The organism is Fibrobacter sp. UWH1 (genome assembly GCF_002210365.1).
In the GTDB taxonomy this organism is placed as follows: Bacteria; Fibrobacterota; Fibrobacteria; order Fibrobacterales; family Fibrobacteraceae; genus Fibrobacter.
Map to the genome: position 1 here is coordinate 1 of NZ_MWQG01000002.1, position 23,782 is coordinate 23,782.

Annotated in this window: 15 protein-coding genes; 3 read left to right on the forward strand and 12 right to left on the reverse strand. The window is 49.2% G+C overall.

Translation table 11 applies throughout. From position 1 onward, the window contains the following. From carB to pyrG, 3 genes are all read right to left on the reverse strand, one after another. The coding region (carB, locus tag B7992_RS01185) for a carbamoyl-phosphate synthase large subunit (protein ID WP_088665415.1) at positions 1 to 1,966 on the reverse strand (1,966 nt) is incomplete at its 3' end. Between the two features lie 18 nt (positions 1,967 to 1,984). After that, the gene (locus B7992_RS01190; RefSeq protein ID WP_073156554.1) at positions 1,985 to 2,206 is read right to left on the reverse strand and encodes a hypothetical protein; all 222 of its coding nucleotides are present in this window, start codon (positions 2,204 to 2,206) and stop codon (positions 1,985 to 1,987) included. 170 nt (positions 2,207 to 2,376) lie between these two features. Further along, the gene (pyrG, locus tag B7992_RS01195; protein ID WP_073156558.1) at positions 2,377 to 4,047 is read right to left on the reverse strand and encodes a glutamine hydrolyzing CTP synthase; all 1,671 of its coding nucleotides are present in this window, start codon (positions 4,045 to 4,047) and stop codon (positions 2,377 to 2,379) included. Positions 4,048 to 4,509: 462 nt separating this feature from the next. On the opposite strand from pyrG, the gene B7992_RS01200 reads away from it, so the two are divergent. Continuing rightward, a complete protein-coding gene (locus B7992_RS01200; RefSeq protein ID WP_176421814.1) occupies positions 4,510 to 6,279 on the forward strand; it encodes a S8 family serine peptidase in 1,770 nt (589 codons plus the stop codon). Between the two features lie 106 nt (positions 6,280 to 6,385). On the opposite strand, the gene B7992_RS01205 is transcribed toward B7992_RS01200, so the two are convergent. Next, a complete protein-coding gene (locus tag B7992_RS01205) occupies positions 6,386 to 7,423 on the reverse strand; it encodes an FISUMP domain-containing protein (RefSeq protein WP_073156564.1) in 1,038 nt (345 codons plus the stop codon). Between the two features lie 213 nt (positions 7,424 to 7,636). Then, complete coding sequence (locus tag B7992_RS01210) at positions 7,637 to 9,694, reverse strand: glutamine synthetase III (protein ID WP_369680971.1); 2,058 nt, start codon at positions 9,692 to 9,694, stop codon at positions 7,637 to 7,639. Positions 9,695 to 10,286: 592 nt separating this feature from the next. Here B7992_RS01210 and gltB point away from each other — a divergent pair. Both gltB and B7992_RS01220 read left to right on the forward strand, forming a co-directional pair. Beyond that, the gene (gene gltB / locus B7992_RS01215; RefSeq protein WP_088665418.1) at positions 10,287 to 14,708 is read left to right on the forward strand and encodes a glutamate synthase large subunit; all 4,422 of its coding nucleotides are present in this window, start codon (positions 10,287 to 10,289) and stop codon (positions 14,706 to 14,708) included. A gap of 142 nt (positions 14,709 to 14,850) precedes the next feature. Beyond that, positions 14,851 to 16,191: a glutamate synthase subunit beta gene (locus tag B7992_RS01220; RefSeq protein WP_088665419.1), complete on the forward strand. Its 1,341-nt coding sequence runs from the start codon at positions 14,851 to 14,853 to the stop codon at positions 16,189 to 16,191. Between the two features lie 389 nt (positions 16,192 to 16,580). On the opposite strand, the gene B7992_RS01225 is transcribed toward B7992_RS01220, so the two are convergent. From B7992_RS01225 to B7992_RS01255, 7 genes are all read right to left on the reverse strand, one after another. After that, positions 16,581 to 17,342 carry an SDR family oxidoreductase gene (locus B7992_RS01225; protein ID WP_088665420.1) on the reverse strand — a complete coding sequence of 254 codons (762 nt, stop codon included), beginning with the start codon at positions 17,340 to 17,342 and terminating at the stop codon, positions 16,581 to 16,583. Positions 17,343 to 17,354: 12 nt separating this feature from the next. Further along, on the reverse strand, positions 17,355 to 20,696 hold the full coding sequence (locus B7992_RS01230; RefSeq protein WP_088665421.1) for a DEAD/DEAH box helicase family protein: 3,342 nt from the start codon (positions 20,694 to 20,696) through the stop codon (positions 17,355 to 17,357). Positions 20,697 to 20,701: 5 nt separating this feature from the next. Then, positions 20,702 to 21,955 (reverse strand): hypothetical protein, encoded by a 1,254-nt coding sequence (locus B7992_RS01235; protein ID WP_088658686.1) that lies wholly within the window; start codon positions 21,953 to 21,955, stop codon positions 20,702 to 20,704. Between the two features lie 40 nt (positions 21,956 to 21,995). Further along, entirely contained in the window at positions 21,996 to 22,187 is a 192-nt protein-coding gene (locus B7992_RS01240) for a DUF3791 domain-containing protein (RefSeq protein WP_088658687.1), read from the reverse strand. Beyond that, positions 22,184 to 22,672, reverse strand: coding sequence for a DUF3990 domain-containing protein (locus B7992_RS01245; protein ID WP_088658688.1), 489 nt, complete (start codon positions 22,670 to 22,672; stop codon positions 22,184 to 22,186). Before B7992_RS01245 ends, B7992_RS01240 begins: the two co-directional genes overlap by 4 nt. Further along, positions 22,669 to 22,908 (reverse strand): DUF3791 domain-containing protein, encoded by a 240-nt coding sequence (locus B7992_RS01250; RefSeq protein ID WP_088658689.1) that lies wholly within the window; start codon positions 22,906 to 22,908, stop codon positions 22,669 to 22,671. Before B7992_RS01250 ends, B7992_RS01245 begins: the two co-directional genes overlap by 4 nt. Before the next feature lie 87 nt (positions 22,909 to 22,995). Continuing rightward, a complete protein-coding gene (locus B7992_RS01255) occupies positions 22,996 to 23,694 on the reverse strand; it encodes a DUF3800 domain-containing protein (protein ID WP_170932282.1) in 699 nt (232 codons plus the stop codon). Between the last annotated feature and the right edge of the window lie 88 nt (positions 23,695 to 23,782).

Genomic DNA, 23,782 nt, shown 5'->3' on the forward strand with positions numbered 1-23,782 from the left:
TACCGAGAATCTTCACGCCTTCGTCGCTGAGTGCGCGGGCGATGTTCAGCGGAGTCTGGCCACCGAACTGCACGATAACGCCAGCGGGCTGTTCCTTCTTGTAAATCTGGAGAACGTCTTCGAGGGTAACCGGTTCGAAGTACAGCTTGTCGGAAGTATCGTAGTCGGTAGAAACGGTTTCCGGGTTGCAGTTCACCATGATGGTTTCGTAACCCATTTCGCGGAGAGCCATTGCAGCGTGGCAGCAGCAATAGTCGAATTCGATACCCTGACCGATTCTGTTCGGGCCACCGCCCAGGATCATGATCTTCTTCGGGTTGTTGGTGGCGGTAGATTCGTCCTTGCAGTTGTAGGTAGAGTAGTAGTAGTACTGGTCCTTCACGCCGCTAACAGGCACTGCGCACCAGCCTTCAACCATGCCAAGTTCGATACGCTTTGCACGAACGTCCTTTTCACGGATGCCGAGGATCTTTGCGATGTACTTATCGCCGAAGCCGTCCTTCTTGGCCTGGATCAGGAGTTCGTCAGAAGGCATGCGACCCGGAGTCTTGAGCATCTTTTCTTCAAGTTCAACCAGTTCGCGCATCTGCTGCACGAAGTAAGCCTTTTCGTAAGTAGCTGCGAAAACTTCTTCGTCAGTTGCACCCTTACGGATGGCTTCGTACATCTGGAAGTGACGTTCAGAAGAAGCGGTCTTCATCATGTCGAGAAGTTCTTCCTTGGTCTTCTTGTTAAAGTCCTTAGCAAAGCCAAGACCTGCACGGCCGTTTTCCAGACCGCGGATTGCCTTCTGGAGGGTTTCCTTATAGGTCTTACCGATTGCCATGACTTCGCCCACAGCCTTCATCTGGGTGCCGAGGCAGTCATCAACGCCGCGGAACTTTTCGAATGCCCAGCGAGCAAACTTCAGCACAACGTAGTCACCGCTGGGAGTATACTTTTCGAGGGTGCCGTCGCGCCAGTAGTCCATCTGGTCCAGAGTCATGCCAGCAGCGAGCTTTGCAGAAACCAGAGCGATGGGGAAACCGGTTGCCTTGGAAGCAAGAGCGGAAGAACGGGAGGTACGGGGGTTGATTTCGATAATCACCACGCGGCCAGTCTTCGGGTCGTGTGCGAACTGAACGTTGGTACCGCCAATCACGCCGATAGCTTCAACAATCTTGAAGGCGTCGGTCTTCAGCTTTTCTTCGAGCTTCTTGTCGATGGTGAGGAACGGGGCTGCGCAGAAGGAGTCGCCAGTATGAACGCCCACCGGGTCAATGTTTTCGATGAAGCAGATAGCGATCATCTGGTTCTTGGAGTCGCGAACCACTTCAACTTCCAGTTCTTCCCAACCGAGAATGGATTCTTCGATGAGGCACTGGTGAGTCATGGAAAGTTCAAGACCGTTACCGCAAATGGTACGGAGTTCTTCAACGTTGTAGCAGAAGCCGCCACCAGCACCACCCATGGTGTATGCCGGACGAACCACAACGGGGTAGCCGATTTCAGCAACGATCTTTTCGGCTTCTTCAACAGAGTGGCAAATGCCGGAGCGCGGGGTGTCGATGCCCAGCTGCTGCATGGTAGCCTTGAAGATTTCACGGTCTTCGCCGCGTTCGATAGCGTCCAGGTTCACGCCAATGACCTTCATGCCGTACTTGTCCAGAATGCCAGCCTTGTTCAGGGCAGAAGACAGGTTCAAGCCAGTCTGACCGCCGAGGTTCGGGAGCAATGCCTGGGGACGTTCCTTGGCAATGATCTGTTCCAAGCGTTCGAGGTTCAGCGGTTCGATGTAAGTTGCATCGGCCATGACCGGGTCGGTCATGATGGTTGCCGGGTTAGAGTTCACCAGCACGATCTTGTAACCCTGTTCGCGCAGTGCCTTACAGGCCTGGGTGCCAGAGTAGTCGAATTCGCAAGCCTGGCCAATGACAATAGGACCAGAGCCGATGATGAGAACCTTATCGATACCTTCGATCTTCATTTTTTATCTCCGTTTGATTTAACTAATAAATGCCGGATCCTTCGCTCCGCTCAGGATGACGCGGTGGGAGCCGATCAAGATGACACGGGGCGAGGATAAATAAAACGCCGAACTAACAAGTCCGGCACTAATAAAATCAACAGTCTTGGAAATAATGGAAATAGCAACGGCGGAACAATGAATGGCGGAAGCAGCACCGTGGGTGCCAGTTCGCTTCATCATCTTTACATTTTTTGCCATTTTAGCCAATCGCTTATTTCACAAGGGTTAAACTTGTATAAATATAGCTTTAATTACAAAAAATGAAAGGCCTTTTTGGAATATGGGGACATCAAAAAAGTACCGCAGACTTGGGGGGTAAACCTGCGGTATCTTTACGTTATTGGCGTAACTTATTGAACGTCAGTGTGTTACGTGCGTTCGTCTGCGGCCTTCAGCAAGTTCAGGAACAGCGGGGCCGGATGAATCAGGGAAGACTTCAGTTCAGGGTGGCACTGGCAAGCCATGAAGTAGGGGTGGTCTGTCAGTTCCATGATCTGCATGATGTCTTCGCCGGAAGCCTTTCCTGAGAAGATAAGCTTCTGCGGGTTTGCGCCAGTGGGGTCGCCCTGTTCAATCTGCTGAACATACTGCGGGTTCACTTCGTAGCGGTGGCGGAAACGTTCGCGGGCGACGTTGGAACCATAAATTTCTTGAGCCTTGCTGCCTTCCTTGATCAGGATGTCGTGACCGCCCAGACGCATGGTGGCTCCCATATCCTTGATATGTTCCTGGCCGGGCAGGTAGGCGATAACCGGATGTTCCACGTGGTAGGTGTCGCTTTCCATTTCCACGGTGCCGGCTCCCTTCATGCCGCAGACGTGGCGTGCAAATTCCACCACGGAAAGCTGCATGCCGTAGCAAATGCCCAGGAAGGGAATCTTGTTTTCGCGGACATATTGGATGACCATGATCTTGCCTTCGATACCGCGGCTGCCGAAGCCACCGGGAACGATAACGGCGTCGACGCCTTTCAATGCGGATTCTACGGAAACGGCACCTGTTTCAATCTTTTCTGTGTCCACCCAGCGGATGTCTGCGCGCAGGTCCAGGTGAGCGGAAGCGTGACGGATGGATTCCACCACAGAAGCGTAGGAATCTTCCAGAGCCATGTACTTACCGCAGATGGCGACCGTCAAAGTCTTGCGGGGCGTTACGGAATTGCGCTTCAGGGATTCCACCAGCTTGCTCCACTGATCCAGTTTGGGCGGGGCGTAAATGTTCAGGCGCTTGGCGAGAATTTCGGGAATGCCTTCGGCGTCATAAACCAGCGGACATTCGTAAACGTGCTGTACGTCCACACCAGAAATCACGTGGTCTGCAGGCAGGTTGCAGAACAGACCGATCTTTTCTTTCAGATGGGGCTTGATATATTCTTCGCAACGGCCGATAACGATTTCCGGATAGATACCCAGGCGGTTCAAGTCATGGACGGACATCTGGGTGGGCTTGGACTTCTGTTCGTTAACGCCAGAAGGAATAGGCACGTAAGTCAGGTGTACGAACATGGCGTTGGTGCGGCCCACGTCGTGGCTCAGCTGACGGGCGGCTTCGATGTAGAACTGATTTTCCAAGTCACCGACGGTACCGCCGATTTCAATCAAGAGAACGTCTGCCTTTTCCTGGTCGGCGATGCGGTAGAACTGTTCCTTGATCAGATCGGTAACGTGGGGGATGAACTGGACGGTATGTCCCAGGTAATCGCCGCGACGTTCCTTGTCGAGAATCATCTTGAAGATGCGGCCCATGGTGAGGCTCCAGTCCTTCTTGGCGGTCACGTTCAAAAAGCGTTCGTAGTGGCCGAAGTCCATATCGCACTCGCCACCGTCGTCCAACACGAAAACTTCGCCGTGTTCGGTGGGGTTCATGGTACCCGGGTCTGTATTCAGGTAGCCGTCACATTTTACGGGAACCACCTTCATTCTAGCAGAAAGCAGCGCCCCGATGGACGCTGCCGCTACCCCTTTGCCAAGTCCGGAGATGACACCCCCGGTCACGATAATGAATTTCGTCTTTCCGTTGTAATTGTACTGCAATGCCATAATAAAACCTTTTTCGTGTGCTGTTCTAGGCCCAGCATCACGTCCCTTGTGTTTACACTTTGTGTAATTTCAACGCCTATATACGCAATAAGTGTGCCAAGGAAGAGTAACTGCATATTTTGGGGTTTAAAGCAGGAATTGTAAAAGCTTAACTTTACAAAAAACGAAAAATTAAGTCTGTGTTTTACAGTTTTTGTATAATAATGACTGGTGGTATAATCCCCCGTTTGCAAGTCAAAACGGTCCTGTTTTGGAAAGCTGATTTTCGAGGGTGTTGAGAATTGGTGTTGTGCTCGTACTGCGTGTATATGGCACTTGTTTATACGTCTGCTATACCTTAGTGAGCGGTAATTTTTCCGTAATGATTTTGTAATGCAAATTATTTTTGAAATCTTACGTTATATGTTTAATTTTTGATAAATTGCCTTTCTGCGCTAGTTTGTATAAGCGCAGGAGATGTTAATGATGAACAATAAGATGATTACGGCTTTGGTCCTGGCAGGTGGTGTTGCCTCCTGGGCCCAGCTGCTTTACGAAAAACCTGTTGACGAAAAGGTTGATCGCGTTTCTTTGGAACGTCCTTCCCGCATGGGAGAGAGCGTGAAGAAATTCGTGGATACCCAGAAGGCTTCTAAAAAGGTTAAGAAGGTTTCTGTGAAATCTGACCTTTTGGGCCGCAGCCGCAATAGCACGCTCACCTATGAAGTCGACGTGGCTTCTCAGCAGAAAATGAAGGTTTTGGTCAACGATGTCATGGTTGAACATGCCAGCCTTGAAACTGAATCGGGTTCTTTTGATTACAGCGCCTCTGCCGATTCCAAGAACTACGAACTGAACGGCGTAAAAATGTCCGAATCGCAGTTCCAGAAAAAGGCTGACAACAGTCGCAAGAAACTTCGCAAGAACAGAAGGAAGTTTAAGGCCCCTCGTGTAGAGTACATGACTGCAAGTGAAATTGAACAGGAAATTTCTTCGAACGAGAACGTTTATGTTTCCGAATATAAAGGCGTGAAGTATGATGGTCTCGATTTTGGCGAAGACACCTATCTGGAAGACTTCTATATCCGCACTAAGTCTGGTATTGATACTTACGCCTGGAATAAGGGCTACTATGGCCAGGGTGTGGGTATTTACTATAGCGAAGGTGGTTGCGTTCCCGATAACTATGTAAACCACAATTACTTTACGCAGATGAATAACTGCCCCAACGGCGTTTCTAGCCATGCAATTGGTGTGGCCCGTGTTCTGCAGTCTTCTACCGGCGAATCTCACATTTATGGATCTGCTGAGGTTATTTATCCCGAGGATCCCGATAAGTATCCTGTACCTATTTATATCGGTTCCCAGTCTTGGGGCTATGTGTACGATTACCCCTATTATTGCTCCGCTGACGCCATCATGGATAACTACATCTATGAATATGGTGTAGCCCAGTTCGTTGCTGCAGGAAACGATTACCGCTATTCCTATGTGTCGACTCCTGCAAGATCTATGAATGCTGTGGCTGTTGGAGCCGTTTCTCCCATCGATTACAAGTACATGGTCTATTCTTCCTCTAGAAATGGATATGCCCATAATGATAAGCCTGAAGTGGCCAACTTTACCAACTTCTATTTCCGCAGGGATCTTCATTACAGTGACGAGAATGGATCTTACAATGGCCGATTCAATGGAACCAGTGCTGCAACCCCTTATACGGCAGGCATGGCTGCACTCCTGTTGTCTAAGTACCCGTCTTTGAAATGGCATCCTGAAATGCTGAAGGCGGTAATGTTGGTGGGAAGTACTCGTGATGTGGGCAATACGGACTATGATTATGATGGCATCAGAACATTCAAGGCTGGCATTCCCATGCTTGACAGGCTGACTACTTCTCCCTTGTTCAAGAATCGGTACTGGTATGGCGCGAACAACACCAATTTTGACAAAAATGGAAGAATCAGTTTTACTGAATCTAATATTCAGAAGGGCAAGCGTTACCGTGCCGCTATTTCATGGCTGTCTTCGGGTGAGTACGTGATGAATAATCAGAGACTCCCTCAGGATATTGACCTGGTGGTCAGGCAGAATGGGACAATCATCGCTTCGTCTGCTTCGTCGTACAATCCCTTTGAGTTGGTTGATTTTGTTGCTCCCAACTCTGGCGAAATCGAGGTGGTCATTACCCGCTATAGAAACAGCTCTGCATCCGAAAACGTGAAGCTTGGCTTTAGCATTCTGCAGGTGGACTAACCCCCCTCCTAAAACCACCATCTGCTGATGCGAAAAATCCTCAGTCCGAAAGGGCTGAGGATTACTTTTTTTTGAAAGATTTCTGAGTTGTATGGACCCGAAAATGTTAGGGCTCGTCTGCGAATGGGTCGGGAATGTCGAAGTACTGATCGGTTTCCTTGCTTTCGACGCAGCGTACGGGTGTCCAGATTTCTCGATCCTGACTGATGATGCTTGCCTTGTCGGAATCGTTTTGCAGAAGGAGAACAGTTAACTCGTGGTTGTCTTCGTAATCGCTAGAAAGAATGACTCCCTTTATTCCCTGGTCGTAATAACGTGTGCGGAATTCCTTGGCGTCGTGGTCGTAATGGTAGGGGTCTGCCAAACCTGTGGCGAACATGGAAAATCCCAGGAGGTCTGTGGCGGGGGAGGCATTGTCGTCGGGTGTCCAGCTGGTTGTTGCCTTCAGGTTCATTCCGGCCTGATTTGCGCCGCCGGCGATTTCAATCAATTCGGCGAAGTCGTTCTTGTTAGGCAAACGCCAACCTTTGGGGCAGATGCCGCGAATGGCACCCTGGGCCTCGCAGTAGTTGTCGGTGCCGCATCTTCTTCCGTTGGAACTGAAGACGGCCGAAGAGTCCATGGCCGTGCCCAGAGAGTAGAAACGTCCGAATTTAGCGCAATTCTCTTCGTCATTGTTGGGACAGGAGTTGCCGTAATTGTCGTTGAAATTGTAATTCAGGTTCTGGGCCATCCAGTTGGTGGTCCCGATTTTAACCGTCTTGTATGTCTGATTATCGCGGGTATCGATCAAGACGCCTGTTTCAAAAGGCTGTTCGCTGGAAGAGCTGATGTCTTCGCTGGAAGAAGAAATTTCTTCGCTAGAAGATGAAATGTCTTCGCTGGAGGAAGATTCCGGTTCGTCAGAGGAACTGGAAGTTTCTTCGGAAGAGCTGGAAACCTTTTCTGAAGAACTGGATTTTTCTTTAGAAGAACTGGAAGTGTCCTTGGAAGAGCTGGACGAGGGCTGATCTTTGCTTGTGGAGGACTGAATTTCGCTGGTGCTGGAGGCGGGATCGTCTTCCGGGCTGGTGGAATCGTTACCGCAGGCGCATAACGTGAGCGCGATTGCCGAAGCAACCAATTTGAAGATTTTCTTGTTCATTTTAACTCCTAATAAGTTCAAAATAAATATAACAAGAGTTTATATGTTGATTGCTTTTGGGGATGTTAAAAAAAGAAAACGCGAATCTTTCGATCCGCGCCTTCATTATGAGGTTCGATTTTTAATGGTGCGTGCAGTTTCGCTCGCGCTGTTCATTAGTAAATAAAGTGACATTGGGCCACCCACCTTCGACGGGTGGCCATGCTTTTTATCTTAATAGATAAAAAGCATTTCACGATACTTGGGCAGAGGCCACTGTTCGTCGCTGATGATGCCTTCCAGCTTGTCCACAACCTTGCGGAGGGAAACCATAGCTTCCAGCTTCAGCTGATGCTTGCCGGCGATAGCCTTTTCCATGACTGCGATTTCTTCGACGAGGGCCTTGTAGCCTTCGCCAAGTTCCTTGGCGTAAGCGTCGACAGAAACCAGACCCTGGTTCACAGCCATTTCGTTGACCTTGAGAGCTTCGGAGTAAGCCTTGATGACCTGCGGGAGGACGATGCTCTTGGCCATGTCGTAAGCGACCTTGGCTTCGATGTCAACACGCTTGTGGTAGTCTTCCAGGTTGACTTCGTAGCGGGATTCCAGTTCCACCTTGTTGAACACGCCGTACTTCTTGAAGAGAGCAACGTTTTCCTTCTTGGTGAGAGCGGAAAGTGCTTCCATGGTGGTGCGGATGTTGGGGAGGCCGCGCTTTTCAGCTTCAGCAACCCATTCGTCGGTGTAGCCGTTACCGTTGAAGATAACGCGCTTGTGTTCCTTGATGATGGACTGCAGGAGCTTCTGGAGTTCCTTGTGGAAGTTGGCCTTAGAAACCTTTTCCATCTTGTCGGCGATCATGTCGAATGCTTCGGCAACGATGGTGTTCAGGATAACGTTGGGTTCAGAGCAGGACTGGCTGGAACCCGGTGCACGGAATTCGAACTTGTTGCCGGTGAATGCGAACGGAGAAGTACGGTTACGGTCGGTAGCGTCGCGGGGGAGCGGCGGCAGGATGTCGGAACCGAGCTTCATGGCACCGCCCTGCTTGCTGGACTTGGGTTCGCCCTTTTCCAGCTGTTCGACGACGTCAGCAAGCTGGTCGCCGAGGTACATGGAGATGATTGCCGGAGGAGCTTCGTTGGCACCGAGACGATGGTCGTTGCCAGCGCCAGAAACGGACATTCTCAGCAAGTCGGCGTGGGTGTCAACTGCATAGACAACGGCGCAGAGGGTGGTGAGGAAGATTGCGTTCTGGTGAGGATCCTTACCCGGGTTCAAGAGGTTGGTCTTACCGTAGTTCACGGACCAGTTGTTGTGCTTGCCGGAACCGTTGATGCCTGCAAACGGCTTTTCGTGGAGGAGGCAGACGAGGCCGTTCTTGTCGGCAACGTTGCGGAGCACTTCCATAATCTGCATGTTGTGGTCGCAAGCCAGGTTCACTTCTTCAAACATCGGAGCAAGTTCGAACTGTGCGGGAGCCACTTCGTTATGACGAGTCTTTGCCGGGATGCCCAGCTTCCACAGCTGATCTTCAACTTCGTGCATGAAGTTCAGGATGCGAGCCGGAATAGAACCGAAGTAATGGTCTTCCATCTGCTGGTGCTTAGCGGAAGCAGCACCGAAGAGGGTGCGGCCAGCCTGGTAAAGGTCCGGACGCTGGAGGTAGAACTTCTTGTCCACCAGGAAATATTCCTGTTCTGCACCGAGAGTGACGGTGACCTTCTGCTTTTCGACGCCGAAGAGGCCCATGAGGCGGTCAGCGGACTTCTGGAGAGCCTGGATGGAGCGGAGAAGCGGAGTCTTCTTGTCGAGAGCTTCGCCAGTGTAGGAGCAGAATGCGGTAGGAATGCAAAGGGTTGCACCGTTGCCGTGACGCTTGATGAAAGCGGGAGAGGTCGGGTCCCAAGCGGTGTAGCCGCGGGCTTCGAAAGTAGAGCGGATGCCGCCGGAGGGGAAGGAAGATGCGTCCGGTTCACCAACGATGAGGTTCTTGCCGGAGAAGGCCATGATAGCCTTGTCGCCTTCCGGTTCCAGGAAGGAGTCGTGCTTTTCTGCGGTAGAGCCGGTGAGGGGCTGGAACCAGTGAGTAAAGTGAGTTGCGCCGCGGTCCATTGCCCACTTCTTCATGGCGTGAGCCACTTCGCCAGCGATGCTGGGGTCAAGTGCTACGCCATTTTCGATGGTAGCGAAAAGCTTCTTGCAAACATCCTTGGGGAGGTATGCCTTCATGGCTTCGGAGTTGAATACGTCCTCGCCGTAAAAGTCAACGTTTGCCGGGCTTGCAGCCATGATGCCTGCTGCCGGTGCTTCTGCAATTTCGGTAATTGCATTCATTCTATACTGGTTGCTCATAATGAACTCCTATTTGTTTTGTTTTCGGCGTCCATTATGCAAAAGCCGTGCCAACTTTTACGGATTTGGAAAAAGTGGCGGAAATAGCTTGTTTTTAGGATATATAAGATAGTACGGGTACTTTATGAACTAAGGAATCGTTTAGAGCTTTTGATTCGTGTCTTTACAGAAAATGAAATAAACTGTGCCGTGAAAGGGGGTGCTCTAGGTTCTCTGGTATGGGGCGGGACTTTCGACCCGCTCTTTTTCTTGTTGGTCGTTTTGCGTTTACTGCCGTTTTTGATCAAATTTAGAAGATTTTTACATTCTACGTAAAATTAAATCGTGTTTTTACAAAATGCGTAATCGCCTTTGGGGTGGAATTAAAGCGAAAAGGACTGCAAACCTTTTTATTTCATTAAAAAATTAAAGGTTTTTCCAAAAATGTAAAGATTTTCAATTTTTGTTCGTTTCTTGTGTGGGATTTAAAAATTTTGGCACGCATTTTGCAATAAAGCCGCGGAAAAAATAAAACACAAGGAATAATACAATGAAAGCTCAAGCTCTTTATAATCCGGCTAACGAACATGACGCCTGCGGCGTGGGTCTCGTAGCCAATATCAATAATGTGGCATCGCACCAGATTGTGCTTCAGGGCATTACTGTTCTGAAGCGTTTGATGCATCGTGGTGCGGCTGGTGGCGACCCGGAAACGGGTGATGGCGCTGGCCTTTTGCTTTCTATGCCCCACAAGTTCTTCAAGAAAATCTACAGCGACCTTCCTGAAAAGTACGGTGTGGCCATGGTTTTTGTAGACAACTCCGTTGCCGCTGATTCCTACGACGAAAAGATTAAGGAACTTGCTGCAGCCGAAGGTTGCCCTGTTCTCCATGTTCGTGAAGTTCCGGTAGACCCCAACGCTATTGGTCGTACCGCTCGCGAAACTCTTCCCCATATCCGTCAGTACATTTTCGACGCTTCCAAGCCGGAAAATGCTGAAATCAAGCTCTTTGTGCTGCGCCGTCAGATTGAAAAGGCCTGCGAAAGCCTGTACATCTGCTCCTGCTCCAGCAAGACTATCGTTTATAAGGGTCTTCTCCTTGCTATTCAGATCGAAGCCTTCTATAAGGATCTGAATGACGTTGATTTCGAAAGCCCCATCGCTCTCGTTCATCAGCGCTACTCCACCAATACTTTCCCCACCTGGCCTCTGGCTCATCCGTTCCGCTACCTGGCTCACAACGGTGAAATCAATACCCTCCGCGGTAACTTGAACAGCCTGAAGGCTCGTGAACCCCACCTGAAGAGCGAACGCATTGGCGACGATCTCCAGAAGTGCTTGCCGCTGATTGCCGGCGGCCAGAGTGACTCCGCTAGCCTCGATAACATGTTTGAATTGCTGGTGGCTGCAGGCCGTAGCCTCCCGCACGCTATCCTCATGATGATGCCGCAGGCTTGGGGTGCTAAGCATTATATGGGCCGCGACGTCCGTGGCTTCTTCGAATATGAATCCATGCTCATGGAACCGTGGGATGGTCCCGCTGCAGTCGCATTCTCTGACGGTGTAAACGCAGGTGCAATCCTGGACCGTAACGGTCTTCGTCCCGCACGTTATACCCTCTGCAAGGATGGCCTCTTCGTGATGGCTTCCGAAACTGGCGTTCTCGATATTAACGATGACGAAGTAGAAGAAAAGGGCCGTCTGAAACCCGGTGAAATTATCTACCTGGATATCGAAAACCATCGTATCTTGAAGAATGCCGAAATGAAGGCCTTTGTTGCTCGTAGCAAGCCCTACCGTCGTTGGGTTGCTGAAAACAAGATGAGCGTCCGTGGCCTCTTCAGCGAAATTAATCCGTCTGACGTACCTGATGATTTGCTGATCCAGCAGAAGCGTTTCGGCTACTCTGCCGAAGATCTGAGTGTCATTTTGCAGCCCATGGCCAAGAATGGTCAGGAACCTATCGGTTCTATGGGTAACGACGCTGCTCTGGCTGTCCTTTCCGATAAGCCCCAGCCCCTGTTCAACTACTTCAAGCAGCTCTTCGCTCAGGTCACCAATCCGCCTATCGACCCGATCCGTGAAGAACTGGTCATGAGTCTTACCACTTACATCGGTAACCATGGTAACATTCTGGAAGAAACTCCGGAACAGGCTCACCTCATTAAGATTCCTCGTCCCATTGTTACTGAAGACGAAATCAAGCACTTCGAAAACATTGGCGATAAGAGCTTCAAGGCCAAGGTGCTCAAGATGCAGTTCCCCATGGGTGGTAACGGCGAAGTTCTTGAAGCAGCCTTGCAGAACCTGGCTGGCGACGCTGTCCGCGCTGTTCAGGAAGGTTTCAACATTATCGTTCTTTCTGATAAGAACGTGGATTGGGGCTATGTTCCCATGCCGTCTCTCCTGGCAACCGCAGCTGTAAACCGTACCTTGGTTGAAGCAGGTGTCCGTCCGGAAATCGGTTTGATCGTCCAGTCCGGTGAAGTTCGCGAAGTCATGCACTTTGCACTCCTCCTGGGCTACGGCGCAACCGTCATCAACCCGTATCTGGCATTCCAGAGCATCACCAACATGTGCCACACCGGCGAACTGGATGTGGGTCCTGTCACCGCCGCTGCCAACTACGTGAAGGCTGTGGACAAGGGTCTTCTGAAGATCATGTCCAAGATGGGTATCTCAACTCTCCGTAGCTACCGTAGCGCACAGATCTTTGAAGCTGTTGGTCTGAACCACGAAATTATCGAAAAATTCCTCCCGGGTACTGCAAGCCGCATCGAAGGTATCGGTCTTGCTGAAATCGCCCAGGAAGTGGAACAGCGCAACAACATTTCCCTGAAGGACGCTAGCCCGATCCTGAAGGAAGGTGGTCAGTACAAGTTCCGCAAGGATGGCGAAATGCACTTGTGGACCCCCCAGTCTCTGGGCGCATTCCGTCAGGCTGTTCAGCTGGGTGACTACTCCAAGTTCAAGACTTACTCCAAGCTCGTTGACGATCAGTCACAGCGCTTGGCAACTCTCCGCGGTCTCTTCAAGTTCAAGGAAACTACTCCCATCGATATTTCCGAAGTGGAATCCCGCGAATCTATCATCAAACACTTTGTTGCTGGCGCAATGAGCCTTGGTTCCTTGAGCCCGGAAGCTCACGAAGCTATCGCTATTGCTATGAACCGTAACGGTGCCATGAGCAACTGCGGTGAAGGTGGTGAAGATCCGGATCGCGATACTCCGGCTCCTAACGGCGATATCCGTAGCAGCGCTATCCGTCAGATCGCTTCTGGTCGTTTCGGTGTGACCATCGATTACCTCCGCAAGGCAAAGGATTTGCAGATCAAGATGGCTCAGGGTGCAAAGCCCGGTGAAGGTGGCCAGCTGCCTGCCCACAAGGTGAACGAATTTGTGGCTCGCATCCGTCACTCCATCCCGAATGTGTCCCTCATTTCTCCTCCGCCGCATCACGATATTTACTCTATCGAAGACTTGGCTCAGTTGATCTATGACCTCCGTAACTCCAACCCCAAGGCTCGCGTTTCTGTGAAGTTGGTTTCTGAAGTGGGTGTGGGTACGGTTGCTGCAGGTGTTGCCAAGGCTCATGCTGACGTGGTCCTTATCTCCGGCCACGATGGCGGTACCGGTGCATCTCCGCTGACTTCTATCAAGCATGCCGGTCTTCCTTGGGAATTGGGTATTGCCGAAGCTGAACAGACCCTCGTTCTTAACGACCTCCGCGGCCGCGTCAAGCTCCAGGTGGATGGTCAGTTGAAGACTGGTCGTGACGTTGTGATCGCTGCCCTCCTTGGTGCAGAAGAATTCGGTTTTGCAACCAACCTGTTGGCAAGCCTTGGCTGTATTATGGACCGTAAGTGCCATACCAACCAGTGCCCCATGGGTCTCGCAACCCAGGATCCGGAACTCCGTAAGCACTTCAAGGGCAAGCCGGAATACGTTGAAAACTTCCTGTTCTTCATCGCTGACGAAGTTCGTGAAATTCTCGCAAGCCTTGGCCTCAAGAGCTTGGACGAAGCCTGCGGCCGTAACGATCTCCTTGACATGAATTCTGCAATTGAATTCTACAAGGCAAAGAAGCTGGACTTCAGCAAGATCTTCGCTTCTGTGGATGCAGGCAACGGTAAGGAGCAGATCAAGAAACACGACCCGAACTTCGTTCCTGAAGAACTGGTGAACTTCGACCGTCGCGAACTCCTGCCTTTCGTACAGGATACCCTGAAGACCGGCAAACCGGTAGAAATTTCCGCCATGATACACAACGTGGACCGTACCGTGGGTACTGAACTTTCTGGTGAAGTGGCTGAACACTTTGGTGCAAAGGGCCTGCCGGAAGATACCATCAAGGTTCACCTGCAGGGTGTGGCTGGCCAGAGCTTTGGCGCCTTCCTCGCACCGGGTGTAACCCTCGATATCGAAGGTGAAGTCAACGACTTTATGGGCAAGGGCCTTAGCGGTGGTAAGATCATCGTTCGCCCGTCCAAGAACGCAACCTTCAAGGCTGAAGACAACGTTATCGCCGGTAACGTGATCGGCTACGGTGGTACTAGCGGTAAGGTGTTCATCAACGGTCTTGCTGGCGAACGCTTTGGTATCCGTAACTCCGGTATGCTTCTCGTTACCGAAGGCGTGGGTGACCATGGTTGCGAATACATGACTGGTGGCCGCGTGGTTGTGCTGGGTCGTGTAGGCGTGAACTTCGCAGCAGGTATGACTGGTGGCTTCGCTTACGTCTATGACGAAACCGGTCACTTCGACTTGAGCTGCAACGTGGATTCCGTTGACTTGGAAAGCGTTCTTCCGGGTACCGAAAGCGAAACCGAATTGCTGGACATCATCAAGCAGCATGTGGAAGCTACCGGCTCTGAAAAGGGTAAGCGCATTCTCGAAGACTGGAACAACTCTCGTCCGAAGTTCGTGAAGGTCTTCCCGGTGGAATACCGCAACGCTCTTGCCAAGTTGTAGTTTAAAGCTTATAGGATAAAGTTTAAAGGTTGAAGGAGTTTCTTTAACCTTTAAACTTTCCGCTTTACGCTAAATAGAACTTTCCGCTTTACACTACTTTAACCTTTAACCTTTCCGCTTTACGCTAAATAAGGAACATTATATGGCATTAGTACAGAGAATCCAGGACGTGTACCGCCCCGTAGAAGAACGCGTTAAGGACTTGAAGGAAGTTGAACGCCTCTTCACAGAAGAAGAAATTAAGGCACAGGCAGGCCGCTGTGCTGATTGCGGCATCCCTTTCTGCCATGGTGCAGGCTGCCCTCTGGGTAACCTGATTCCCGAATTTAATACCGCCGTAGCTGCAGGCGACATCCGCAAGGGCTACGACATTATCAGCAAGACCGCTTTCTTCCCGGAATTCACGGGCCGTGTTTGCCCCGCCCTCTGCGAAGCAAGTTGCACCCGCCAATTGAACGATGACGCCGTCATGGTTCGCCAGGTGGAAAAGTTTATGATCGAAACCGCCTTCAAGGAAGGCTGGGTGGAACTGCCCGAAGCTGCTCCCAACGGCAAGACTGTGGCTGTGATCGGTTCTGGTCCTGCAGGCCTCTTTGCTGCAGAAAGCCTCCGCCGCAAGGGTTACGCAGTAACCGTCTACGAAAAGAAGCCCAAGGTTGGCGGCCTCCTCCGTTACGGCATTCCTAACTGGAAGCTGGAAAAGGAAGTCATCGACCGTCGTGTTGCCCTCATGGAAAAGGCTGGCATCAAGTTTGTCTGCAATTGCGAAATCGGCAAGGACATTTCTGCTGAATACATCCGCAAGAATTTCGATTACCTGTTCCTGGCTATCGGTACTCCCAACGCTCGCGATTTGAACATTCCTGGACGCGATGCAGAAGGTATCTACCTGGCTCTGGACTTCCTTCATGGTGAAGGTGAAAAGTATAATGCCAAGGGCAAGAAGGTCTTGATCATTGGCGGTGGCGACACCGGTAACGACTGCGTGGGCAAATCCCTCCGTGAAGGCTGCAAGAGCGTTCTCCAGGTGGAATTTATGCCTCAGCCCCCTGAAGGCCGTTCCCCGTCTACTCCGTGGCCGGATTGGCCGTACATGCTGCGCACCAGCTATGCTCACCACGAAGGTGGCGAACGTCGCTGGAATGTGTCTTCCAAGCAGTTCATTGTGAAGGACGGCAAGGTGGCTGGCGTGGAAGCCGTGAAGGTTGAATGGGAAATGGCTCCCAACGGTCGTCCCATCAAGCCTAATGAAGTTCCCAATTCTACAGAAATCATTGACGCTGATTTGGTGGTTCTGGCTATGGGCTTTACCGGCGTTCCGGCTGAAGGTATTGTGAAGGACCTGGGCCTTGAATTGACTCCGCGTACTGCAATCATTCAGGATCCGTCCCGCAACATCTACGCTGTAGGTGACTGCGCTAACGGAGCTAGCCTGGTTGTAAGAGCCATGGCCGACGCAAAGGCTAAGGTCAAGAGCTTATAGGATAAAGGTTAAAGGATAAAGGGTAATGTCTTTACGCTTTAAACTTTCCGCTTTACGCTAATAGAGTTCCTTGTGTAACAACACGGGTCGCTGGTGGGTAAAACTGCTGGCGGCCCATTTTTTATAGTCCGGCGTGGAATGTTTTTTTGGGATTAAACGTTCCATTTTGATTAAAAAAAAAAGGTCTAGAATGTATCACTTAACACACTTTTAATAGTTTGATTTTTTGTTATCTGACTCACCCACCAAAAAGTTTGTATCTTATTTCCTGTAAAGATGAATATCGCTGAAAAAGCGAATCAAAGGATCCTCCTAACCCCCAAAAAAATCCAGTCTCCTTCGGGAGGCTGGATTTTGTTTTTTTAGAAATCTTTTGGATGTCTGGCGTTTTATGCCTTGCCCAACTTCTTTTTCTGCTGGGTGCCGGCCACCTTAGAGGCGACGTAGCGGGGGAGGAGTTTTCCTGCTATGGTGGCAAGTTTCATGAAGTGGCTGGGAACGATGATGGTCTTCTTCTTGAACATCTGCTTGAGGGCGTAACTGGCGCAGAACTTGGGGGAGATTCCCGGCAGGGCGAACTGTACGTTGGCCACGTCGTTGAATTCCGTCTTTACGGGGCCCGGGCAGAGAACGCTGGCGGATACGTTAGACCTTGATTCCTGAAGTTCCATGGCGATGGCCTGGGTGAGGCTGACCACGTAGGCCTTGGTGGCGTAGTAGGTGGCCATGTAGGGGCCGGAAGGCATCAGGCCTGCGCTGGAGCCTACGTTCAAGAGGTGGCCGCCGTTCTTGGCCAGAATGCGGACCGCCAATTTCGAAAGCAGATGCAGCGCAATCACGTTCACGTTGATCATGCGCAGTTCCTTGTTCAGGTCTGTTTCGGCGAAGGCGCCGCAGTCGCCGAAGCCTGCGTTGTTGATGAACACGCCCACGTCGAATTTCTCCAGGAATTCTCCCAGGCGTTCGCATTCGCTTTGGCTGGAAAGGTCTGCAGTGAAAACTTCTGCGGGGGTACCTAATTCGGAGGCCAGTGCGCGCAATCGATCCTCACGGCGAGCTACAAGAATAAGACTATAACCGCGGGCAGACAAATCCTTTGCGAATTCCGCGCCGATGCCCGAGCTGGCGCCTGTGATTACTGCGTATTTCATAGGGAAAATATTCTATCCTTGCATTCCTGGATTTACCACTCCGTGAACTTCATTCACATAATGAGTTAACGGAATCATCTTGTCCTCAAAAATCTCTAGGACAACCTCTCCGAAGGGGTCTTCATTCACAACGATATCCGTGGTAATATCCCCGTTCTCGCAGACATACGAAATGACATCCATCAGGAATTCTTCCTGATCAGAGTTGAGTTGGCTGCCTGACAAAAACTTGTTGAATCGTTCTAGAGCAACACCTCGATCGACACCGATAAGCGAGCGGATAAGGATAGCAACATTCTCGCTACCCGCCATGCCCTCGGAAAACTTTTCGTAGTCTTCCTTGGAACCCAATTCCTTCCACATGACTCGCTCTAGCTCGATGATGTCGTCATTGGAGAGCTGTTCCAAGTTGTAAATCTTGCGCAGGACCGGATTATTGTCCTTTGAGGCCAAGTAGTCCATAACGCGCTGCTTGTATGTTACCTGTGTCTGCACACCGGTACTTTCGCCGTCATCGACTAAAACATCCCCGATATCCAGGGTAAAGGTTTTTCCGCCGTCACCTACGAGGAACTTGATGAGGTCGCGAAGTTCCAGACGCACTTTTTCCAGCCAGCAAAGGGAAAGATTTTCCCATGCGACAGGATTTACTACCTCCTTGATGGTGTCCATTTTGGCAACCACTTGCGGAATGGACGCCTTAGTCATGAGGCGTTCTGCCAGCTTCTGTACATGAACAATGGGCTTGCTAGCATTAAATTCACTGTTCACATAGCCCAGTTCAATGGCGAGCACCAGCACATCAAACTTCTTGGCGTTCTCGTCCTGGGTGTTGCGGGACAGTAGCGGAGCTATATCGCACTTAAGGGTCTCCACATTGGCTGCGGTCAAACAAACCCAAGCCTCATCGTTCTTGAAATGGCTTACGGCATCCCAACGGTGGCGAACGGAAATGTGGCTATCCGAAAGAACGCCAACCTGATTTTTCATGACGGTCTTCAGTTCGTCATGGAGTTCCTTGCAGAACTCGTCTTCTTGATACTTCTGATGTTGCAGGTAGAACGCAATTTCTGCACGGAGGCCAAACAGATGCTCCGTAAGGGATACATTCTGCTTAACAACATTACCGTCGGGATTCTTTTCGAAGAACTCAAAGTTACGGCACCAGTCAAAGATGTAAAAACATTCCTTGTCCTTGCCGGGTCCGAAAATGTCCTGAGAAAGGCGGGTGCCGCGTCCAATCATCTGCATAAACTTGATCTTGGATTTTACAACCTTGAAAAACACCAGGTTCAAGACATCGGGAATGTCGATGCCGGTATCCAGCATATCTACAGATACGGCTATCTGTGGGTCCTTATCGCGAACTTCCATCTTGTCGATCAGGTCTTGAGAGTAAGTGACGTAATTGTCGATAAGGGCGCAGAATTCGGAACCGTATGTCGGATACATCAAATTAAATCGTTCTACGATCAGCTCTGCGTGCTTGTGGTTGTAAGCGAAGATGATGGACTTGCCGATGCGTTCCCCGCTCTGAACCTTCAAGCCGTTTTCCATAAGGTCCTGGAGAACCAAATCAATGGTATCCTCGTTATAGATGTACTTGAAAATTTCGTCACTGCGAATATCTCGGCCACGCACATTGGCACCGGAGTTCAGTTCCTGCAAGGTCTCTTCATAGTCCCACACCTTTTCCAGCTGATCCTTTTCCTGGGCAGAGAGGCTGCTGTACTTTATGCCGTCTTTAAGAATCATGGAACCGCGCTTGAAGCCCCGGTAATTCACCAGAAATCCGTCGGCCACGGCATCTTCCAGTTCGTAAGCGAAATTCGGCGCACCGTCTTCCATTCCAAACAAGTCGTATGTGCTCTTGTCCACTTCGTTACGAGGCGTTGCGGTAAGACCCAGCAGCAGACTGTCAAAGTAATTGAAAATGGCTCCATATTTACCGAAGACACTGCGGTGGGCTTCGTCAATAATGACCAGGTCAAATCGGCCAACGGAGAACGGCTTGTCTTCGGAGTCGATATAGTTGATCATGGTCTGGTAAGTACTGAAAACGATACGGGCGTTTGGATCGATACCGGCCTTGTTGCTCTGGTCGCTCAATACGGTAATGGTGGCGTTCGGCAAGAGTTTCGCAAAATTCTTCTTGGCTTGGGTAACAAGTGAAGTTCGGTCTGCCAAGAACAGCACGTTCTTCACCCAGTCGTTTCGCATGAGAACGTCAACCATGGAAATGGAAACGCGTGTCTTGCCGGTACCGGTTGCCATTACCAGAAGACCGCGGCGGTGCTTTTGATTGTACCACTCGCAAACAGACTTGATTGCCATTTTTTGATAGTGGCGGTCGGTAATGTTCGGATTCACGGAAAAGTCGCTAATATCCTTGCGGCCACGCTTTTGTATGAGGCGAACAAGATCGTCTTCGGAATGGAAACCATAAAGGCGGCGTGGAGGATAGCCAAGGCCGTCTATAACGTTGGTTTCGAAACCGTTGGTGTAATAAATTACCGGACGCACCCCGTAGCGTTTTTCTAGGCAGTCTGCATACAGTTCTGCCTGGTGTTTTCCTTTCAGCGGAGATACGGAAGTCTTCTTGGCTTCTACGACGGCCAGGGGCAGGCCGTTGGCGCCGAACAAGACATAATCGGCATAACCGATGCCATGCTCATTGGGCATGCCTTCAACTTCGACTTCGATGCAGGCCTTAGACGGCTTTACGGTACCCTCTACATCCAACACATTCCAGCCTGCTTCCCTGAGCATCAAGTCGATGTAGAGCTTGCGGGTCTCGGCTTCGGAAATGTCGCTAGGCATTTCCATTTCGGGAACAGCAACTTCGCTAGAAACAGATTCCTTATCAACATTTGCAACGAGAGGATCGTCAGCCTTGACTTCTATTTTGGGAACTTCGATTGCGGGCGCAAACTTTGAATCCGGGATTAAAGCCTTGTCAAAAACGGCAACGGACTTGACAACTTGCAACTTGATGAGGACCGATGCAACTACATTATAAAGATTCAGCAGGCAAAAGAAGGATTCCTTTTTGCTGACGCTGCCCTCGTGGGTTCCCGCATTGCCAACTTTACGAACATAATGCACGGCCCGCATTACTTTTTCATCGTTAATGAAGGTCCTGAACGCTTCACCGTCGATAAGTTCAAACAGGGATGTCCGTTCCGAGAAAGCCACCTGTTTCATGGCATAAATGGATTTGACCACATATTCCAAAGCACGCCTGGCGTTAATGGCGCTAAGGTCCGGATGATTGACCTGATTATCTTCTGCTGCGGCACAGAGATTGTGCAAACGAATCAATTCACATGTCTGCAAGTAGTCGAAATTCTTCATGGGCTCTACTCACATAGCAAAGGCTGACCATTATGGTATTGAATGAAATAGGTCGGAGACAATTCAGACAATACAGGAACAACACTTTGTTCATACGATATAAAGCGACTTTTAACATCGCTATACATCGCTCTGACATCATCTGCGCCACTAATAGCAGATGACGCCAACAATCTAAGGTTTTCACATACGATAGTCTTCACTTCATGATACTTCGGTTCGTACGAAGCCATGAAATTATTATCAATACGCTTGGACCAACCTTCAACCTTACCATAGTCTGGTTCATCTTTTGCAAGTTCCCACTTGATCAACATAACAGATGTTGAATAAAAGAGGTATTCAGCATCAAAAGCCAATTCCATATACTTCAGAAAACGCGAGTCATCAAGAGCTTTGACCCAATCCTCAGCCTCGTTCTTATCGCGAATCCAACTACGGCTAACTTCTTCCAGCGAACAATTTAAAGTGATGGCCTTGTATTTGTCTCGCAATTCACCAGCTATGCGGTTAAGCTCCCTTAGCGCAATAGAATCTTCCATAGACGGCCTATTGGCCATAGATAATACAGACAGATCGGAAAAAGCATTAGTAATCTTTGCTTTATCACCTTCTTCCATTAAGTCAAGAATTTGATCTACCCTCTTTGATATACTGTTTAGCTGGGTGGTGATGATATGCTGGTAATACTGCCCTGTTACAAATGACGCCACCTGAAACACTAGCATTGGCGTACAAATAGATGATACTTCTGTAAACTTTGCCTGTTCCGCTATGCGCCCCTCAGACATAGTGAAACCACGTAAAAAGCCGTCTTTCGAATGTGCCAACTTTGAAATATCAATATTACATCGCAATAATCCAGAAAAGGATTCTGCTACAAGCCCTTGACTCACTGCCGCTTGCAATAAACTCGAAGCGAGAGACTGGGCCTCATCCGAACAAACTTTGAGCTTTCGGTCATAACTAAACTCATTAGAATATACAGGAGCCAGTTCATTACATGTTTTTTCATTTAACGCTTTTGCTACGGCGTTTTCACGCAGTTTCTTTTCTTTCCACCTGTCAATTTCCATTGCAGTAGGCATCCCGAGTACGCCTAGCGCAGCCCTAGAAGCAACATACCCAACCAAATTCAATCTGAGTGCAGATTCTTCTAAATTGCCAATACCAACTGTAGAATCGTCATTACGTTGTTCAATTTCTTTTTCAGGTTCAGGAACCACAAGTCCATCCCTATCAATAACGTAATCGGCCATAACAAACCTCCTCCATATTGGCGGAAAAAATTCAGTAACATTATTGCATCATGAATTCGTCAACGATATACCTGTCGCTCATGAGCTGCAAACCTGTTTCGGGATTGTGCAGCTGCATGCAGACCTTGCTTTCATAAAAAATAAGAAGGGCCTGCGATTGACTTACATTCAAACGAACAGCAAGTTCTGCTATAACTCTTGCGATTTTGTGCTGCAATGTATAGTCTTTCATAGAGAGTATGACCTAATGAAATTCAAATATTGTTCAATAATTTCTTGATTTATAATAGCAATTTGGTTGTTCGGCTTGTGATAGCGCAACTGACCAAGAGCAAAATCAGCGGATATGATTCCATCCATATAGGCTTCGACGGTGTCAATGACCTTGTCGTTGGCAACTCCGCCTTCTACGATGTCAAAAGACCTGTATGAACCGCCACCTTTTCTGTTGTCAACTACAAAATCCAACCAGGCTTGATTGTATTCTTCAAAACGCAAATAGCGGAAGTTCTTTTTTACAGATTCAATATCAAGGGAATACACAGAAACAATCGGAGTTCCAGATTCCTTTCGCGTGAAAATGATTTTAGACCAGTTCTCAGCCTGATCTTTAATGTCCGTTGTGTAAAAAGCCTTGCCAAAATCCAGGTTTGCACGACCGAGAGAGACAAGCGGTTTTGACACCTCAATATTTGAACCGTGGAAAACAGTGATCATAGAGAACCTGCTTTTGACTCTCGGGCTTCTAGGGATTCTATGAGATCGTCAGCGACATAGTCGCGGCTCTGGGTATGGAGCATGTCGTAAAATCTCCAAAGACGGCCTTCGATAAGGTCGTACTTTTGCAATCGGGCTGTCAGTGCCGTGGTACTTACTCCGAGCTTTTTAGCGGCGGTTTCTATGGCGATAACAGCAAACTGAAGCTGGTCTGAAACTTTTGCAGGCTGGTCCATACGATGAATATAATAAAAATTACCAAATACGTGAACTAAATCAAATTGATACAGGATACTTTCTATCTGAAAAGTTTTCCTGTAATTTCAAGTTGTTTTCACATATAATCCGTAATCTTGACCATTGTCTTTGTCAAAGCACCCTTTGATAATTGAATAATATGAGTCATCTTCAAATTCAAATTTTCGATAAACAGCATAAGCGATTATATCGGCAATCTGAATCAACTTTGACATCTTGGAATCAAGGAATAGAGGAACCTCCGCAAAGTTGCACAATGTGTTACCCCAATGATCTCCTTCAATTTGAAAAACTTGCGACCACTGCTGAAATTTTTGTTCCGATGTAGACTTGTCAAATATGGCAATTCCCCGTTCAGGAACCTTATTCCTTGCAAAGCGCCTTTTTAGAAACTTGTCAAAGCGGCTTGTCACCTGGGTGAAAAGTTCTTCATCATACGGAACTTTTAAATCAACATTTTTGTTTAAGACAGCACCAAAAAGAATAAAGTAAGATGGATAGTGACCTGCTATATATTGCAAAATTTCTTTAAGTAAATTTTCTCTGGTTTCCTTTGGAATACGACGCCATTCACCTTTTCCCGTTCTCATGCATGTTCCGTGTAATTCCAAATTTTTACAATTGGGATATTTATCCAATATTCGCTCTATATCTTGTTGGACAAAGAATGTTTTCGTGTCGCGAATAGCCAAACCTGCCAATACACAGTGCTTACAATTTTTATCCGTTGAAAGTCCAGAGTCATCTATGTAAAGCAGATACATACCCCCTCCTTCAAAAAAAAGAGAGTCAGGCGGAATAAAATCCAACATACAGCAAAAAGGCCGTACTACCTAACTCTTATATAAAGAA